Origin of the sequence: Curtobacterium sp. PhB137 (assembly GCF_003814955.1) — a bacterium.
Classification (GTDB): domain Bacteria; phylum Actinomycetota; class Actinomycetes; order Actinomycetales; family Microbacteriaceae; genus Curtobacterium.
The window spans coordinates 474,413-491,376 of the sequence record NZ_RKQO01000005.1 but is presented as its reverse complement, the minus strand read 5'-3'; the positions used below and the strand labels follow the sequence as shown (position 1 = coordinate 491,376).

General features: G+C 66.3%; 17 protein-coding genes. 11 read left to right on the top strand and 6 right to left on the bottom strand.

All coding sequences use genetic code 11. From position 1 onward, the window contains the following. The first annotated feature begins 25 nt into the window (after positions 1-25). From eno to EDF28_RS08885, 6 genes are all read left to right on the top strand, one after another. Positions 26-1,369, top strand: a complete 1,344-nt coding sequence (eno, locus tag EDF28_RS08905; protein WP_123340877.1) for a phosphopyruvate hydratase — start codon at positions 26-28, stop codon at positions 1,367-1,369. Positions 1,370-1,375: 6 nt separating this feature from the next. Further along, positions 1,376-1,654, top strand: coding sequence for a hypothetical protein (locus EDF28_RS19230; RefSeq protein WP_131845087.1), 279 nt, complete (start codon positions 1,376-1,378; stop codon positions 1,652-1,654). 166 nt (positions 1,655-1,820) lie between these two features. After that, positions 1,821-2,570, top strand: coding sequence for an ABC transporter permease (locus tag EDF28_RS08900; protein ID WP_235035967.1), 750 nt, complete (start codon positions 1,821-1,823; stop codon positions 2,568-2,570). Positions 2,571-3,205: 635 nt separating this feature from the next. Next, complete coding sequence (ctaD, locus tag EDF28_RS08895; RefSeq protein ID WP_123293731.1) at positions 3,206-4,963, top strand: cytochrome c oxidase subunit I; 1,758 nt, start codon at positions 3,206-3,208, stop codon at positions 4,961-4,963. 71 nt (positions 4,964-5,034) lie between these two features. Then, positions 5,035-5,283 carry a hypothetical protein gene (locus EDF28_RS08890; RefSeq protein WP_123293732.1) on the top strand — a complete coding sequence of 83 codons (249 nt, stop codon included), beginning with the start codon at positions 5,035-5,037 and terminating at the stop codon, positions 5,281-5,283. Positions 5,284-5,321: 38 nt separating this feature from the next. Then, entirely contained in the window at positions 5,322-5,804 is a 483-nt protein-coding gene (locus EDF28_RS08885) for a hypothetical protein (protein WP_123937991.1), read from the top strand. A gap of 47 nt (positions 5,805-5,851) precedes the next feature. Here EDF28_RS08885 and EDF28_RS08880 read toward each other — a convergent pair whose 3' ends face one another. Further along, positions 5,852-6,772, bottom strand: coding sequence for a LysR family transcriptional regulator (locus tag EDF28_RS08880; RefSeq protein WP_235035966.1), 921 nt, complete (start codon positions 6,770-6,772; stop codon positions 5,852-5,854). 152 nt (positions 6,773-6,924) lie between these two features. Here EDF28_RS08880 and EDF28_RS08875 point away from each other — a divergent pair, with 152 nt between their 5' ends. The 5 genes from EDF28_RS08875 to EDF28_RS08855 are packed head-to-tail and all read left to right on the top strand — an operon-like array spanning position 6,925 to position 12,077. Further along, the gene (locus tag EDF28_RS08875; protein ID WP_243649815.1) at positions 6,925-7,989 is read left to right on the top strand and encodes a TDT family transporter; all 1,065 of its coding nucleotides are present in this window, start codon (positions 6,925-6,927) and stop codon (positions 7,987-7,989) included. Positions 7,990-8,021: 32 nt separating this feature from the next. After that, entirely contained in the window at positions 8,022-8,618 is a 597-nt protein-coding gene (locus EDF28_RS08870; RefSeq protein WP_159573342.1) for a uracil-DNA glycosylase family protein, read from the top strand. Next, entirely contained in the window at positions 8,615-9,706 is a 1,092-nt protein-coding gene (locus tag EDF28_RS08865) for a thiamine pyrophosphate-dependent enzyme (protein ID WP_221182551.1), read from the top strand. The genes EDF28_RS08870 and EDF28_RS08865 overlap by 4 nt, the downstream gene beginning before the upstream one ends. Continuing rightward, entirely contained in the window at positions 9,703-10,719 is a 1,017-nt protein-coding gene (locus EDF28_RS08860; protein WP_123293737.1) for an alpha-ketoacid dehydrogenase subunit beta, read from the top strand. The genes EDF28_RS08865 and EDF28_RS08860 overlap by 4 nt, the downstream gene beginning before the upstream one ends. After that, positions 10,716-12,077 carry a dihydrolipoamide acetyltransferase family protein gene (locus EDF28_RS08855; protein ID WP_123293738.1) on the top strand — a complete coding sequence of 454 codons (1,362 nt, stop codon included), beginning with the start codon at positions 10,716-10,718 and terminating at the stop codon, positions 12,075-12,077. The genes EDF28_RS08860 and EDF28_RS08855 overlap by 4 nt, the downstream gene beginning before the upstream one ends. Before the next feature lie 34 nt (positions 12,078-12,111). Here the strand turns inward: EDF28_RS08855 and EDF28_RS08850 are convergent, their stop codons facing one another. From EDF28_RS08850 to EDF28_RS08835, 5 genes are all read right to left on the bottom strand, one after another. Then, positions 12,112-12,840: a potassium channel family protein gene (locus EDF28_RS08850; RefSeq protein ID WP_243648839.1), complete on the bottom strand. Its 729-nt coding sequence runs from the start codon at positions 12,838-12,840 to the stop codon at positions 12,112-12,114. Positions 12,841-13,317: 477 nt separating this feature from the next. Continuing rightward, positions 13,318-13,485, bottom strand: coding sequence for a hypothetical protein (locus EDF28_RS19225; RefSeq protein WP_165901042.1), 168 nt, complete (start codon positions 13,483-13,485; stop codon positions 13,318-13,320). Between the two features lie 484 nt (positions 13,486-13,969). Continuing rightward, positions 13,970-14,473, bottom strand: a complete 504-nt coding sequence (locus EDF28_RS08845; RefSeq protein WP_185094187.1) for a DUF4396 domain-containing protein — start codon at positions 14,471-14,473, stop codon at positions 13,970-13,972. A gap of 7 nt (positions 14,474-14,480) precedes the next feature. Then, positions 14,481-16,682 (bottom strand): cation-translocating P-type ATPase, encoded by a 2,202-nt coding sequence (locus tag EDF28_RS08840; protein ID WP_123937985.1) that lies wholly within the window; start codon positions 16,680-16,682, stop codon positions 14,481-14,483. Continuing rightward, positions 16,679-16,936, bottom strand: coding sequence for a heavy-metal-associated domain-containing protein (locus EDF28_RS08835; RefSeq protein ID WP_243648838.1), 258 nt, complete (start codon positions 16,934-16,936; stop codon positions 16,679-16,681). Before EDF28_RS08835 ends, EDF28_RS08840 begins: the two co-directional genes overlap by 4 nt. Positions 16,937-16,964: the final 28 nt, after the last annotated feature.

Below are 16,964 nucleotides of genomic sequence, written 5' to 3'. Positions count from 1 at the left end.
TGACCCGACCAGAAGGAGCGTCACCATGAACGACTACATCAGCGGCATCCACCACCACGGAGCCCACCAGGGCGAGTACGTCACCCACCGCGACCACCCCGTCACCATCGACGCCGTCCACGGCACCCGCATCCTCGACTCCCGCGGCTACCCGACCGTCCGCGTCCTGCTCGAACTCGACGACGGCCGCACCGTCACCGGCGACGCCCCCGCGGGCGCATCCACCGGCGCCCACGAAGCCGTCGAGCTCCGCGACGGCGGAACAGCGTTCGGTGGCCGCGACATCACCCAGGCGCTCCACCTGATCAACACCGACATCGCGGGCCTGCTCACCGGCCGGTCCTGGTCCGCGATCGGACAGGTCGACGCCGCCCTCGCCGAACTCGACGGCACCACCGGGTACCGCCGGCTCGGCGCGAACAGCGTCGTCGCAACCTCCATCGCCGCCTCCCGGGCCCTCGCACACGCCGCGGACCTCCCACTCTGGCAGTGGATCGCCGAGATCACCGGCTCGACGCCGCGGATGCCGGTCCCGCACTTCAACGTCCTCAACGGCGGCGCGCACGCAGCGAACAAGCTGGACTTCCAGGAGTTCATGATCGCCCCCGTCAACGCCTCAACGATGGCCGACGCTGTCCGCATCGGCGCGGACGTCTACCACGCCCTCGCGGGTCTGGTACGGGACCGGTTCGGTAGCCTCGGCCTCGGCGACGAGGGCGGCTTCGCACCATCGATCGCTGCACCCGAGGAAGCGCTCGACCTGCTGGTCACCGCGATCCGCGCCGCAGGCTACGAGCCGGGCGTCGACCAGGTGGCGATCGCCCTCGATCCGGCCGCGAACGAGTTCTCCCTCGGAGACGGCTCGTACCGGATGCTCGACGACAGCCTCGACCGGGACGGGCTGGTCGACTACTACCGGCAGCTCATCGACACGTACCCGATCCGCAGCATCGAAGACGGGTTCGCTGAGGACGACCATGAGGGGTTCCGCCGCATGCAAGCGGCGCTCGGTGACCGGATCCAGACCGTCGGCGACGACCTCTACGTCACCGACCCCCAGCGCATCCGCGACGGCGGCGAGCAACACCTGACGAACGCGGCACTGATCAAGCCGAACCAGATCGGTACGGTCTCCCAGACCCTCGGTGCGATCGCCACCGCCACCAGCATCGGGATGGCCAGCATGGTCTCCCACCGTTCCGGGGAGACCACGGACACGTTCATCGCCGACCTCGTCGTCGGAACCGGTACTGGGCAGATCAAGTCGGGCGCACCCGCCCGCGGGGAACGGGTCGCAAAGTACAACCGGCTCACCGAAATCGCCGAGCAGCACCCGGGACTGCCCTACGGCTTGATCGGGCAGCGGTGAGCGACAATGCAGCGCATCGTGAAATGGTCTCCAGTGGAGACGCATCAGTACGGGTGGGACCGAAGCGCACCAGCAGATGACTGGATGGCATCCGATGTTGACGCGCACCATGTGGAGTGGTTCGACGTAGACGTGAACCATCTTGTGCAGGTCCCGGCGCTGCAGCAGGCGCTCACGCGCGATGGTCAGATCGGTACGATCCGGGAGATGACGCACGAGATGCGTGATGGGCAACGCATCTTCATCTTTCTCGTCGACTTTGGCAGACAGGGCGGTGACCAATAGTCGGCATGCTCCCGGCGATCCGGCGGACCGAATCAACGATGCTCAGGCGGGCGGTCCTGCCCGAGGGCAAGGGGACGCGCGCCTTGGCCGGACACACCTTCTTTTCTTCCCGATCTGGGTACGCCTGCAACCTGAGCGCGTGGCGGCCGCCGGTGGAAGGAGCGAGTTGATCAATTCCGATGAAGCCGTCCGCACTCTCGTCGGCGTGGTCACTCTCGTCGGTGTTACGGCGGCGGTGTTGCTGGCAGTGCGCGCACCCTCACCGTGGGCTCCAGCATTCGCAGTTGGGCGGGGGGTGTTGCAGTTGGCTGCGATCAGCGTGCTGCTGACAGGGATCATCCGCTCGCCGGCGCTGATCACCATCGCGCTCTTGGTGATGTTCACGGTCGCGGCCATTACCTCAGCTCGACGGCTCGGCACGCTCCGCGCTCGCATTGTCCCAGTCGCGACGTGCATGGCTGCAGGAATCATGGTCGCCGGCGTACTCGTCTTCGGAACCGGGGCCATCGCGCTCACCCCGCGATACGTTCTCGCGATCGGAGGCATCGTGATCGGGAACACAATGACGATCTCGACCTTATCCGGAAGGCGATTCGTCGAACTCGTCGATGACCGATGGGACGAAGTCGAAGGGTGGCTCGCCCTTGGAGCGCAGCCACGGCAGGCCACCGTCGACCAGGTCCGCCGAGCGATCGGCGCAGCATTGGTGCCAACAGTGGACCAGACGAAAACGACCGGGCTGGTCACGCTTCCCGGAGCGTTCGTCGGCGCGGTCTTCGGTGGGGTTTCGCCCATCGAGGCCGGACGATTCCAGATCGTCGTCCTCGCCGTCATCATCGGCGCTGGCAGCATCGTGGCCACCGCACTCACCGCCTGGCTCGCTCCCGTTGCAACCCGCCCCACGCGACCACGCTGACACCCGGAAATCCCGCGCGGCACCGGCAGCCGGCACAGAGGAAACTCAGTCCGCCGCCGCCCCTTCCTCCCGACGCAGGTTCGCTCGAGTGAACCCCGGCCCGGTTCCGCCGAGCTGACACCACGACACGGACCAGTGCACCGTGCCGACCAGTGCACCGTGCCGACCAGTGCACCGTGCCGATGATGCTCGGTGGCATGGAAGTCGCCCGCTGCGCGTCGCAACCGCCGCCGCACACAACACGCCGTTGTGTGGTCACAACCGAATCTCCGTTGCCGACCGCCCGAGCGGCGAGGAAGATCGGCAGGAACGCTTCCACGAACAGGAGAGCCATGCTGATGCGCCCCAATCAACGTTCGGGTGGACCGCTCAACGGAACGGCTCGCAGCCGGTGTTACGTCGCGACGGATGCATTCGACATGCACGACCAGGCAGTCGCCGACGTCGTCACCGAAGCTGAGCAGGTGGTGCAGTCACATGCCACGACCCGGGTGCGTCACCGCCAGCCTGCTAGCGCTGCTGGGCTCATGCCAGCCCCAGTGCGTGCCTGATCGCTGCCGTCCTATTCGTGTGACCCCAGCGAGCCGGCAGAATTCGCCCAACCAGTCTCTGCACTGCATGTCGAAAGGCAGCTCATGACCGCCACAACCCCGCGCACCACCGACACCGGGGTGCCCGTGTTCGATGCGCCCCGGACCGGCGCAAAAGGAAACATCATTGTCCGGTGGATCACCTCCACCGACCACAAAGTCATCGGCTACCTATACATGATGACCTCATTCATGTTCTTCCTCCTCGCCGGCGTCATGGCCCTCGTGATCCGCGCGCAACTGTTCGAACCGGGCCTCCAAATCGTGGCGACAAAGGAGCAGTACAACCAACTGTTCACCATGCACGGCACGATCATGCTGCTGCTGTTCGCGACACCGTTGTTCTCGGGTTTTGCGAACGCGATCATGCCGCTGCACCTCGGCGCGCCGGATGTCGCGTTTCCCCGACTGAACGCCTTTTCGTACTGGATCTACCTGTTCGGCGGCCTCATCACTGTGGGCGGTTTCCTGACTCCGCAGGGTGCAGCATCGTTCGGGTGGACCGCGTACGCGCCACTGTCGGACACGACCTTCACGCCAGGCCTCGGTGGCACCCTGTGGGTGTTCGGGCTCATCCTCGTCGGATTCGCATCAATCCTCGGGTCGGTCAACTTCATCACCACCATCATCTGCATGCGTGCCCCCGGCATGACGATGTTCCGCATGTCGATCTTCTCCTGGACCGTCCTGGTAACTGCGCTGCTGGTACTGATCGCGTTCCCGGTATTGGCCGCTGCCCTCTTCGGCCTCGGCCTCGACCGTGTCTTCGACGCGCAGATCTTCAATCCCGCCAACGGTGGAGCGCTGCTGTGGCAGCACATGTTCTGGTTCTTCGGGCACCCCGAGGTGTACATCATCGCGTTGCCGTTCTTCGGCATCATCTCCGAGATCATGCCCGTGTTCAGCCGAAAGCCGATTTTCGGCTACAAGACACTGATTTACGCCACCATCTCTATCGGAGCCTTGTCGGTGACCGTGTGGGCACACCACATGTACGTCACCGGCAGCGTCCTGCTGCCGTTCTTCTCACTGATGACGATGCTGATCGCAGTCCCGACCGGGGTGAAGATCTTCAACTGGATCGGCACCATGTGGCGCGGCTCGGTGACATTCGAAACACCGATGCTCTGGGCTGTCGGGTTTCTCATTACCTTCACCTTTGGTGGCCTTACCGGCGTGATCCTGTCGTCTCCGCCGTTGGACTTCCACCTCTCCGACAGCTACTTCGTCGTCGCCCACTTCCACTACGTCGTGTTCGGCACCGTCGTGTTTGCAATGTTCGGCGGTTTCTACTTCTGGTGGCCGAAGTGGACCGGGAAGATGCTCAACGAACGGCTCGGCAAGATCCACTTCTGGTTACTGTTCCTCGGGTTCCACACCACGTTCCTCGTGCAGCACTGGCTCGGCGTGATCGGCATGCCCCGCCGTTACGCGACCTACTTGCCGCAGGACGGGTTCACCTGGCTGAACCAGGTCTCCACGATCGGGTCGATACTGCTCGGGATCTCATTCCTGCCATTCCTGTTCAATATCTACATCACGGCTCGGAAGGCACCCAAGGTGCAGGTCAATGACCCATGGGGGTACGGTCGCTCCCTCGAGTGGGCAACCCAGTGTCCGGTACCGCGACACAACTTCACCTCGATCCCCAGGATCCGGTCGGAGTCCCCGGCGTTCGACCTGAATCACCCTGAGGCTGGCATCCCGATCGGGCGCGGCCCATTCACAGATGCTCCGGATGGCCCCGTGGTGCATGGCAATTCTGTCAAGCAGGTTGGCGACGAGAACGGGCAGACGTTCTGATGCAACGGACGAGTCGGTCTCGCAGACGATTCAGTGCCAACGACGCGGAACGTGATCGGAGCGTGTCGCGGATGTCGATGAGCATGCGGGAAGCTGCGCAGATCTCGGCCAATGCCCGCAACGGACTGTTGGACCTGTCCGATCCGACGATCCGCCGTCTGGTCGGCGATGCGCACCAGATCACCGTCCGGGCGAGCGTGTGGGGCGACGCACCAGATGGGCAACCCCGCCGGCAGAAGCGGCTGCTGCTCACCGGCGTCTCCCTCGTCGTCTTGATCGCTGCCGCAGCACTGTTCGTTCCGCTGCTGCATGCCGTTTGATCCGTCCCCGACACCCGCCGCCACATAAGGGAGCACCAATGACCCCCCACACCATCGCCAGCGTGTACCGCGACGTGGTGCATCAGTGGAGCACGCAGTACGCCGGCCGGCGATCGATCATCGCGGTCGATGGTGATTCCGTCTACGCCGTGCACGCGGTTGCGACGGCGCTCGGTGACGCGGTCACTGCAGCTGGCTACGCCGTGCAACACGAGACGATCACTTCGGTCATCACCGCGATGGGAGCACGAGCGGATGTGGCGATTCCCTTCCGCAGCGACCCGGTAGGAGCGGACGTGCTCATCGTGACCGGATGGGGACTGTTGCAAGTGCCCGCTCGAGGGCTCTGGGACTGGACGATCTGGGCCAGTACCGGCATTGTCCGCGCGCCCATCCGTGATGTCGGAGCCGCGCAGGCGTTCACGCAACGAGACGAACCGCGATCCGCAGCGAACGCCATCATCGACGTTTCCAACCCCAACACACCATTCCGTGAATGGAACGACGCGTGCGCAATATGACAACCCCGCGACGCCGTGGCCGCCAGCTCCGGTTCGCCAGCAGACGACTACACCGGGTGGGTTGCGGTGTGCAGGAACGCCGCGGTCGCGGCTGATGGCGGCGTCGACCAGATCGCGGTAAACCGCCGAAGCGGTGATGGGCCATCGACCGGGACCCGCACGAGGACCCCAGCGTCGACATCCGCACGTACCGAACGGACACTCATCACCGCCGGCGCCACGCCTGAGCGAACGTTCGCGCGAATCACCGCGGTGGTATCAAGCTGCGCCGCCGGTTCCACCATCGTCAACCCCTGGTCACGCAACCACCCTTCCACGACAGCGCGCGTGCCCGATCCCTGCTCGCGCACCAGCAGCGGTGTCGCGGCGACATCCGCCGCCGTCACAGACGCCGCTGACGCCCATGGATGCTCTGCCGCAACGACCACCGTGAGCTCATCGTCCGCAACCGGCATCGCATGAAGATCCACCGGCGTGTGTGGCCCCTCAACGAACCCGATGTCAGCGGCGCCGGTGCGGACGTACCCGATCACGTCGGTGCTGTTCCCCGCCAACATGCGCACACTGATCTCCGGCGCCGCACGACGGGAGCGCAACAACCACTCCGGCAACATCAACTCCGCGATCGTTTGCGACGCGGCAACCGTGATCGTGCCCGATGGCAGCCGCAGTGCATGCACACCTGCCTCCAATCGTGCTGCCGCATCCAACACCGGTGCGGCAAGCTCCATCACCGTCGCCCCAGCATCGGTGAGCCACGAACCCGACGAGGAACGCACCACCAGCTGCACCCCGACCATCCGCTCCGCCGCCGCAATCCGCGCTGACACCGCCTGTTGAGTGATGCCCAACTGGCTCGCAGCCATCGACAACGAGCCCGACTCCGAGACACGCTGCAGCACGTCCAACGTGTCGAGATCCAGCTTCCGGTCCGTCACACGACGTTTCACAAACCATGATTGTGCCACCCCGAAACAGTTCGTGGTTCCACCACGCCCGAGGTCGGGGTCAGACTGCCTGCATGACCACCCAGACCGCACCGGCACCCAGCACGACCAAGCGGCACGGTGCCCCAAAGCGGCGCACGGTGTTCCGAGAGCTCGATCGGCCAGGGCATATCGTGTCGAACCTGACTCCGAACTGGTTCGCATCCATCATGGGCACCGGCATCGTCGCCGTCGCCGCTGCATCACTCCCGCTGCAGTTCCCAGGGCTGCGCACCGGCGCGACGGTGGTGTGGGCAATCGCTGCGATCCTGCTCATCGCCCTCACCATCGCGACGGTCCTGCATTGGGTGCGCTACCGGGACACCGCGGCGAAGCACCACCTGCACCCGGTCATCTCGCACTTCTACGGCGCCCCGCCAATGGCGTTTCTCACCGTCGGTGCAGGCACGATCCTGCTCGGCAAGGACTGGATCGGCCTCCCCGCCGCCGTCACCATCGACTGGGTCCTCTGGACCATCGGCACCATCGGAGGACTGCTCACGGCAGTGCTCGTGCCGTACCTGGCGTTCACCCGCCACGAGAACAAGCCCGACTCCGCGTTCGGCGGTTGGTTGATGCCGATCGTCCCGCCGATGGTGTCTGCCTCCACCGGTGCGCTCCTCCTGCCCTACGCCCCCGCCGGGCAGGCGCGGGAGACGCTGCTGTGGTCCTGCTACGGCTTCTTCGGCCTCAGCCTCATCACGTCCCTGGTCGTGATCACCCTGATCTGGAACCGTCTCGCGCAGCACAAGGTCGGCGCCGCCGGCATGGTCCCGACTCTGTGGATCGTCCTCGGGCCGGTCGGGCAGTCGATCACCGCCGTGAACCTCCTCGCCTCGAACGCCCCCACCGTTGTCGATGCGAGTACCGCGCATGCCCTGCTGGTCGTGGCGCTGGTGTACGGGTTCGCGATGCTCGGCTTCGCGCTGCTGTGGACCGTCATCGCCCTCGCCATCACCATCCGCACCGCGAAGCAGCACCTCCCGTTCAGCCTGACCTGGTGGTCGTTCACGTTCCCCGTCGGCACCTGCGTCACCGGCCTGAACGGCCTGGCCCTGCACTCCGGACTCACCGTCGTCGCTGGCCTCGCCGTCCTGTACTACGCCGGCCTCGTCGCCGCGTGGATCACTGTTGCCGTCCGCACCTTCCACGGCTCCGTCATCCGCGGCACCCTCCTCGCGCCCCCGAAGCCAGCTTGATGCGGCGATCACCACGTGATGCTGCCGCCGCTGTGCGCGACACCGGTCGGACGTTCGCACCGGCGGATGTTCGGTCGCTGAACGGGTTGGCGGAGATGTGGCGGCTCGCACCGGATGGGACCAGGCGATTCGTGCCGGGCTTCGACGCTCACTCCGGTGGGGTCGAATCCCAGGTCCTGGTGCTGATGGAATCGCCCGGTCCCGCCACGATCGCGGTCGGCGCGGGTGCGATCTGCAGCGAGGACAATCCCGGCCCGACAGTGGCTGCGTTCAGGCGCGCGCGTGCGGAATCTGGGCTGCCGCGTACGGCGTACCTGCGGTGGAATATCGTGCCGTGGGAACTCGCGAGAAGACCCACGCGAGCAGATCTGGTGGAAAGCATCCCCGCGCTGTCGACGCTCCTTGCCTCGCTTCCGCAACTGGCCGCGATCGTCACCTTCGGAGCCACGGCGCTGGACGGCGTCATGCGGTACCTCACCATGACAGACGCCCCGACTGTGCTACCGGTGATCGCCGCGCCACACCCCTCACCGGCCAACGGTCGGCACCGGGCCGAACAACACCTCCGCGCCGTGAATGCGTTACGGGTCGGATGGGCAATTGCGCAAAGGAGCAGCAGACCGTTATGACCTCCCGCACAACGCCGACGCAAGAGCCCGACAACATCCCCGAAGAGCAACAAGCTGAGCTGCTGTCCTTGATGCTCCGAGTGCGGCGGTTCGAGGAACGCGCCGCCCGCGCCTACACGCAAGCCCTGATCGGTGGATACTGCCACCTGAATCTCGGCGAGGAGGCTGCGGTCGCCGGGATCACGACCGCGATGCAGCCGATGGATTACCTGTTCACCAACTACCGGGAGCACGGGTACGCGATCGGCCGCGGAATCGACCCGAACCGGGTGATGGCGGAGTTGTACGGCCGCGTCGACGGGGTTTCCAGTGGTTGGGGCGGCTCCATGCACATGTTCGACCTCACCGCGAGGCTCCTCGGCGGCTATGGGATCGTCGGCGGGCAAATCCCGCTCGCCACCGGGGCAGCCCTCGCGATCGACTACCGCGGCGGCGACGAGGTCGTGGTGTGCACGCTCGGAGACGGGACGACGAACATCGGCGCGTTCCACGAGTCGTTGAACCTCGCCGCGCTGTGGCATCTGCCGATCGTGTACGTCATCATCAACAACCAGCTCGGGATGGGCACGACCGTCGGACACGCCTCCGCGGAACCGAAACTGTACAAGCGCGCTGCCTCCTACCGGATGGCCGCCGAACGCGCCGACGGGCTGCACCCGGTCACCGTGCAGCAAGCGATGACCCGCGCACTCGCGTCAGCGCGTCGAAATGAGCCGTTCCTGCTGGAACTCACCACCGAACGCTTGAAAGGCCATTCGGTGGTGGACCCGGCGAAGTACCGCACCGACAGCGAAACGGAAGCGCTCCGCGAGCACGACCCGGTCGCCGCCTACCGGGCGGCGCTGATCGCCGCAGAGATCATCGACGACGATGCCGCCGCCGCCATGGACGCCGCCGCCATCGCTGCAGCCACCGCGGCAGCGGACTACGCCGCGAACAGCGCCCACCCGGACCCCAGCACCCTGTTCGACTACACCTACGCCACACCGGTCCCGAACGACACGCGCCGGCTCCCTGCACAGCCGCTGTTCCCACCGCCCACTGACACGAACTATCCCGCCACGACAAGTCAGGAGCAGACCCGATGACTGTGATGAGCTACCGGGACGCGCTCCGGATGACGCTCCGCGAGGAACTCCTCGCGGACGAGAACGTGCTCCTGCTCGGCGAAGAGATCGGGATATTCGAAGGGTCGTACAAAATCACTCAGGGGCTGCTCGAGGAGTTCGGGCCACGCCGTGTCCGCGACACCCCAATCGCGGAAGAAGGGTTCACCGGTGCCGCGATCGGTGCCGCGATGCTCGGACTGCGACCGGTGGTGGAGATCATGACCATCAACTTCTCCCTCCTCGCACTCGATCAGATCGTCAACCACGCCGCGAAGATCTACGGCATGTTCGGCGGGCAGAGCCGCGTACCGCTAGTGATCCGCACACCAGGTGGCGGCGGTCAACAGCTCGGTGCAACGCACTCGCAGAACGTGGAGCTGTACTACGCGTTCGTACCCGGTATGAAAGTCGTCGCACCGTCCACCCCAGCGGACGCACGTACGCTCCTGCGTGCGTCGATCCGGGACGACGACCCGGTGCTGTTCCTCGAGAACCTCGCCCTCTACAACATCAAGGACGACGTACCCGATGACGTCGACGACGTCGAAATTGGTCGCGCCGCTGTCAGCCGCGTCGGGTCTGACGTCACGCTCATCGGCTACTCACGCACCGCGCACCTGGCGCGGCAAGCAGCAACACGGCTCGCCGAGGACGGCATCGACGCCGAAGTCATCGACCTGCGAAGCCTCCGCCCACTCGATCGCGAGACCGTGATCCGTTCCGTGCGGAAGACCCACGCCGCGGTCGTCCTTGAAGACGACTGGCTCACTTACGGCATCGGCGCGGAGCTTGCCGCGTCGATCTCCGACGGCGCCTTCGACGACCTCGACGCACCAGTCCGCCGCGTCGCGATGGCCGAAGTTCCCCTGCCATACGCCAAGCCCCTCGAAACGGTGGCCCTTCCCGCGCTCGAGGACGCGATTACCGCCGTCCACGAAACCCTCCACGCGGTCGGCTGGCGCGCCTCCGACCGGAACGGAACGTCCCGATGATCCAGATCACCATGCCGCGGCTGTCGGACACGATGGAAGAAGGCGCCATCTCCGCCTGGCACAAGCACCCCGGCGACATCGTCGAAGTCGGCGACATCCTCGTCGAGATCGAAACCGACAAAGCCACCATGGAATACGAAGCCTACGACGCTGGCACCTTGACGGAGATCCTCGTTCCCGAAGGAGAGAACGTTGCGATAGGGACTCCCATCGCGACGCTCGACGACGGTTCCGGCCCCGCGCTCAGCCCGGCGGATGGCCAACGCGCGGACTCGCCCGCCGATGAGCACACATCGCCGACCACTCCAACGTTCGTCCCCGCTCCCGCGTTCGACACATCATCCGAGCACGACCACCCCGCACGCACATCGGAAGATCCCCCCGTGGAGCCGCAACAGCGTGAACGCTCCGAAGGCATACCCGCGCCGGCAGAGCACATCGCGTTCGCGTCCCCACTGGCACGCAAACTCGCTCGCGAACACCACGTCGACATCGCCACCGTTCACGGATCGGGCCCCGGCGGCCGCCTTGTCAGGGCTGATGTCGAAGCCATCATCGACGCGGACCAGAGTGCTGCAGCTTTAGAGCACGATGTCCCGTCGACGGCAACGCTCCCCGTGCCTGGCAGCGCCTCCACACACCATCAGCAAGACACCGACGCGGACGTGACGACGCCGATGACCGGGACGCGGAAGGTGATCGCTCGCCGACTCACCGAGAGCGCCCGCACCATCCCGCACTTCACCGTCACCGCCGTCGCCGACGCTGACGCCCTCATTGATCTGCGCACCATGGTGAACGCATCACGGATCAGACAAGACACCGCGAAAGTCAGCCTCAACGACTTCATCGTCAAGGCCGCAGCCCTCGCCCTGGCCGCGCACCCGGCCATCAACGTCTCCTACCAAGACGACCCGGATCCTGCGATCACGCAGCACACTGCAGTGAACATCGGGATCGCGATGGCCGCGCCGGCCGGCCTCGTTGTCCCGGTCATGACACATGCCGACACCAGAAGCGTCAGCAGCATCAGCGCCGCCAGCCGATCCTTCAGCGCCCGTGCGGCGGATCGGAAACTGCAACCCGCCGACATGACCGGCGGCACGTTCACCGTCAGTAACCTCGGCATGTTCGGCGCGGAGTCCTTCACCGCCATCATCAACCCGCCCGAAAGCGCAATCCTCGCCGTTGGAGCAGCGACGGCGGACGCTGCCGTACACGACGGCAACCTCGTCGTCCGCCACAGGATCCGCCTCACGCTCTCCGCAGACCATCGCGTCATCGACGGCGCCCTCGCCGCTCAATACCTACAGACGCTCACCAGCCTCCTTGAAGACCCGATCTCACTCTTACTATGACGCCACGGAACGATCTGGACACCGTGGCAGGGAATCATTCACCCGACGGCGGTCGACGTTGCTGCAGCTCCTCCGGCAGCGACCGGATCTCGGCAGACAGTTCACGTAGTTCACGCCGGGTCGCGATCTGTGCTTCGTCGTCACGTCGACCGACCTGATCAATGATCCAGCTCGCGATTGTCGCGGTAACTACACCCAGCAGCGCGATGCCACTGATCATCACTCCCGCGGCGATCAACCGACCTGTCTCGGTCACCGGGGTCAGATCACCGTACCCAACGGTCGTGATCGTGACCAACGCCCACCACAGCGCATCCCCGAATGACACAATCGTCGCGCCGTCGGCATGCCGTTCCACATCGAGGATCGCTAACGCGGACACGAACACCAGCAAAGCTGTCGTCACAATCACGTACACGATCACTCGCCCGCGAACGGCAGCCCCGGTGCTCCGCTGCAGGACTCGGAACAGCTGCGCGAGCCGCAACAGCCGTAAAGGCCTCAGGAACGGCAACGCAAGAGCGGCCAGGTCCACCAGATGGTGCACGAACCACCGACCACGATGACGCGCCAACAGGAGCGTCACGAGGTAGTCCACCACGAACATCGCCCACGTGACGTTGATCACAACATCCGACACGAACGCGCTGCGGCCGTGATGATCGGCGAGCACCTCCACCGCATACGCAGCAAGAAACGCTCCCGCCGCGATCGCAAGCGGCCACCGCATTACCCGTTCCCACCGCTGCTGTGTCCACCTCACATGTGCACGATATTGCCCCTCGCCTCAGCCAGCACCTACCGAAGACCTCCCCGCGACCACGTCGACCCCCGCTCCGAGCGGGCCGCCCGAAACCGGACTCCTGGGACGCCAGATCCTGCGCCTAACCCTCACCTCGCGGGAACCACCGATTCCCGTCCGACCCGACGACATCGGGCGCGGCCGTCGCTCACTTGCCGGACTGCTCGAGATGCTCCCCGAACTCCGCGCCGTGGTCGCCAGCGGCGGTATGGCCATCGACAGCGTCATGCGACACCTCACCCTCCACGCTTGCGCCCGCGTCATCCCCGTCCTGGCAACGCCACACCCGTCACCGGCAAACGGACGCCATCGTTGAGAGCACCACCCGCAGCGGCTCCCTGCAAAGCCCGGATCTAGCTATGTGCCGATAACGAAGGTTTGTGGTACGAAACGGACACAGAGCTCTCCCCGACGATGGAGGGGGGTCTTTTTTGAGCGCTACTTCTTCGAAGCAGCCTTCGCCCGCTGCATGCGAGCGACGCGGCGGGCAGCCTTGTCACTCAGCACCGGCCACGCCTGTCGGATCGCGATCGCGATGAAGTTCATCGCGAGGGCGAATCCGACTGCGTAGCCAGCGGCAGCGGGGATCTCAATCGACAGGGGCATGGAACCTCCACCGTTCGATCTGCCAGCCCGTGGGCTGGCTCTCGGGAGCACGCCCAGTGCGTGCTCCGAGGTCTGTGGGCCTCGCGGTGCGAGGGACGGTTCATCGATGACCGAACCACGTGGGTGCCGCGATGAGCTCGCCGCGTGCACAGGTGCGGCTCGACACACTGGGCTCACCTCGCGTCGCGATCAGCCGCGAGAAGAAGGGCGGGGGCCTCACCATCCCCCGCCCTTTCATCGAGGGGCGGGGAGAGGCCTGCATCTCGCCGCAAGCGATCGCCGCCGCTGGGCCTTCGCGGGTAGAGCGTTTCGGGCACAAAAAAACCGACCCGAAGGCCGGCTGTTGGCGCGCACTATGAACGCAGGACGATTCTGACACATCTGGCGGGCATGCAGCAAGTACGTCGCACCCGCCAGATGTGCCGCCCCCTGGAGCTTGAGGGGGCCTCTGCACTCCGGCGGCCGCGAGGGCCAGTCACTTGGATCAGTGGTGGCCGTGAACGACGGCGTGCCCGAGGCCGCGGCTGATCATCCACCGGTTCACCGGGGTGGTCACGATGAACGCGATCACCAGGGAGAACGCGAGGGAGCCCCAGAACAGCCAGTCGTTCAGCTGCGCGTCCATGGCGCCGGGAACCGCGACGATGACGGTGTTGTCGATGATCTCCATCACGGCGATTGACACGGTGTCTGCGGCAAGGGCGACCTTGAACGCGGCGGAGAAGCTCAGCCCGGACCGGACGACGCCGCGCATGGTGAGGGCGTAGCCGAAGATGAACGCCAGCACGATCGACAGGATGATCGTGCCGGTGTTGTGCAGGCCGGTCGCGGTGCCGATGACCATGCCGAGGACTTCACCGATCGCGCAGCCGGTGAGGCAGTGCAGGGTCGCTTGTGCGGCCATCGTCCACGTCGTCGTCGCGTGACCGCCGCCATGGTTCTGGTGGTTGTCGTGGTCGGTCATGCTGTGGTGTTCGTGGGTGTCCATGTCGCTCCTATCGGGTGTGGAAGGTGCGGAGGCGGAGGCTGTTGCTGACGACGAAGACCGAGGACAGCGCCATTGCGGCGCCGGCGATCATCGGGTTCAGCAGGCCGGCCATCGCGAGCGGGATCGCGGCGACGTTGTAGGCGAAGGCCCAGAACAGGTTCACCTTGATCGTGCCGAGGGTGCGGCGGGCGAGCGCGATCGCGTCCGCCGCGGCGCTCAGGTCCGCTCGGATGAGGGTGATGTCGGCGGCTTCCATGGCCGCGTCGGTGCCGCTACCCATCGCGATCCCGAGATCCGCGGCGGCGAGAGCGGCGGCGTCGTTGACGCCGTCGCCGATCATCGCCACGGACCGGCCCTGCTGCTGCAGCCGGATGACGGTCCGGTACTTGTCTTCGGGGCGTACCTCGGCTTCGACGTCGTCGATGCCGACCTCGGCGGCGACCGTCCGGGCGACGTCTTTAGCGTCGCCGGTGAGCATGATCGTGCGCAGCCCCATGTCGTGGAGGCGTCGGATCGCGTCCGGGCTGGTCGGCGCGATGGTGTCCGCGACGCTGATGACGCCGCGGGCTGCGCCGTCCCATGCGACAACGACCGCGGTCGCGCCGCCCCGCTCTGCGGTCCGGACCGCGTCCGTGACCGCTTCGGGGATGGTGATGGCCCACTGGTCGGTCAACCACGCGGGTCGGCCGACGAGCACGAGGGTGCCGTCGACGACGGCTTGGACGCCGAGCCCGGCGGTGGACTGGAACGATTCCGCGGTGGGGTGGTCGGTGGCGGCTGCGGTGATGGCGCGGGCGATCGGGTGTTCGGATCCTGCTTCCGCGGCGGCGGCGAGGGCGAGCACCCGGGTGTCGGTTTCCCCACCGACGGCGGTCACCTGGTGGACGCTCATCTTGCCGGTGGTGACGGTGCCGGTCTTGTCGAGCACGACGGTGTCGATCCGGCGGGTGGCCTCGAGGACCTGGGGTCCGCGGATGAGGATCCCGAGCTGGGAGCCACGTCCGGTGCCGACGAGCAGCGCGGTGGGAGTTGCCAGCCCCAGGGCGCAGGGGCAGGCGATCACCAGGGTCGCGACGGCGGCGGTGAACGCGGCTTGCACGTCGCCGGTGAGCAGCAGCCACCCGATGAGGGTCAGCACCGCCAGGCCCATGACGATTGGGACGAACACGGCGGAGACCCGGTCGGCGAGGCGCTGCACCTCGGCCTTGCCGGTCTGCGCGGACACGACGAGCCGGCCGATGCGGGCAAGCTCCGTGTCGTGGCCGACGCGGGTGGCTTCGACGATGAGTCGGCCGCCGACGTTCACGGTCGCACCGGTGACGGTGTCGCCGGGGCCGGCCTCGACGGGGACCGCTTCACCGGTCATCACGCTGGTGTCGATCGCGCTCGTGCCATCGGTGATGGTTCCGTCGGTGGCGATGCGTTCACCGGGACGGACCACGAACCGGTCCCCGACCTGTAGTGCTGCGGTCGGCACCTCGGTTTCGACACCGTCTCGGAGCACCCGCGCAGTCGGTGCACCCAAGGCGAGGAGCGCCTGCAGGGCGGCGCCGGAGCGGTCCTTCGCGCGGGCCTCGAAGTACCGGCCGGCGAGGAGGAACACCGTCACCGCGGCGGCGACTTCGAAGTACGGCTCCGGAGCCGCGCCCGGGTGCGGGAACCAGGAGAACGCCATCTGCATCCCGATGTGCCCGGCGCCGCCGAACACCAGCGCCCAGACGGACCACACGGTCGCGGCGGCGACGCCGACGCTGACGAGGGTGTCCATCGTCGCGGCCCCATGCCGGGCGTTGATCGCGGCAGCACGATGGAACGGCCACGCACCCCACACAGCGACCGGCAGCGCCAGCACCAGAACGGCCCACTGCCATCCCGGGAACTGCAGGACCGGGACCATCGACAGCGCCACCACCGGGACGGCGAGCACCGTGGACACGATCAGGCGCCGACGCAGCGGCGCGAGCTCGTCGGTGTCCGCGCCGGCCGGTTCGGGCAGGTGCGCGCCGTACCCGGCCGCTTCAATGGTCCGGATCGCGTCGTCGACAGCGAGGTCCGCGGGGAGCGTGACGGAGGCGCTTTCGGTGGCGTAGTTCACGCTCGCGGTCACGCCGGGCAGCTTGTTCAGCTTCCGCTCGATCCGGTTCGCGCACGACGCGCAGGTCATCCCCTCGATGGTCAGCTCAACCGGCGGGGTGCTGGTCGTGGTCATGATGCGACCAACGTGTAGCCGGCCTCCTCCACAGCGGCGGAGACTTCCTCCTGCGGCAGGTTGCGGGTGCTGGTCACCCGAGCGGTGGAGACACCGCCGACGTTGAGGTCGATCGTCACGTCCGTGACGTCCGGCACGGCGGCGAGTTCCTCGTTGACACTCATCACGCAGTGCCCGCACGTCATGCCCGTGATGGCGTACGTGTTCGTCAGCTGCTCGCTCATCGTGGTGATCCCTTCGTCGTTCACGTTCATCAGGTACCCTAGGGGGGTACCGTAGCGA

What these genes read in the sequence shown, in the direction of transcription:
- EDF28_RS08890 (WP_123293732.1), top strand. Translation starts at nt 5,035, where the DNA reads ATGTCGATGAGCATGCGGGAAGCTGCGCAGATCTCGGCCAATGCCCGC.
- EDF28_RS19225 (WP_165901042.1), bottom strand. Translation starts at nt 13,485, where the DNA reads ATGCCCCTGTCGATTGAGATCCCCGCTGCCGCTGGCTACGCAGTCGGA.
- EDF28_RS19230 (WP_131845087.1), top strand. Translation starts at nt 1,376, where the DNA reads ATGCAGCGCATCGTGAAATGGTCTCCAGTGGAGACGCATCAGTACGGG.
- EDF28_RS08860 (WP_123293737.1), top strand. Translation starts at nt 9,703, where the DNA reads ATGACTGTGATGAGCTACCGGGACGCGCTCCGGATGACGCTCCGCGAG.
- EDF28_RS08855 (WP_123293738.1), top strand. Translation starts at nt 10,716, where the DNA reads ATGATCCAGATCACCATGCCGCGGCTGTCGGACACGATGGAAGAAGGC.
- ctaD (WP_123293731.1), top strand. Translation starts at nt 3,206, where the DNA reads ATGACCGCCACAACCCCGCGCACCACCGACACCGGGGTGCCCGTGTTC.
- EDF28_RS08835 (WP_243648838.1), bottom strand. Translation starts at nt 16,936, where the DNA reads ATGAACGTGAACGACGAAGGGATCACCACGATGAGCGAGCAGCTGACG.
- eno (WP_123340877.1), top strand. Translation starts at nt 26, where the DNA reads ATGAACGACTACATCAGCGGCATCCACCACCACGGAGCCCACCAGGGC.
- EDF28_RS08840 (WP_123937985.1), bottom strand. Translation starts at nt 16,682, where the DNA reads ATGACCACGACCAGCACCCCGCCGGTTGAGCTGACCATCGAGGGGATG.
- EDF28_RS08865 (WP_221182551.1), top strand. Translation starts at nt 8,615, where the DNA reads ATGACCTCCCGCACAACGCCGACGCAAGAGCCCGACAACATCCCCGAA.
- EDF28_RS08845 (WP_185094187.1), bottom strand. Translation starts at nt 14,473, where the DNA reads ATGGACACCCACGAACACCACAGCATGACCGACCACGACAACCACCAG.
- EDF28_RS08885 (WP_123937991.1), top strand. Translation starts at nt 5,322, where the DNA reads ATGACCCCCCACACCATCGCCAGCGTGTACCGCGACGTGGTGCATCAG.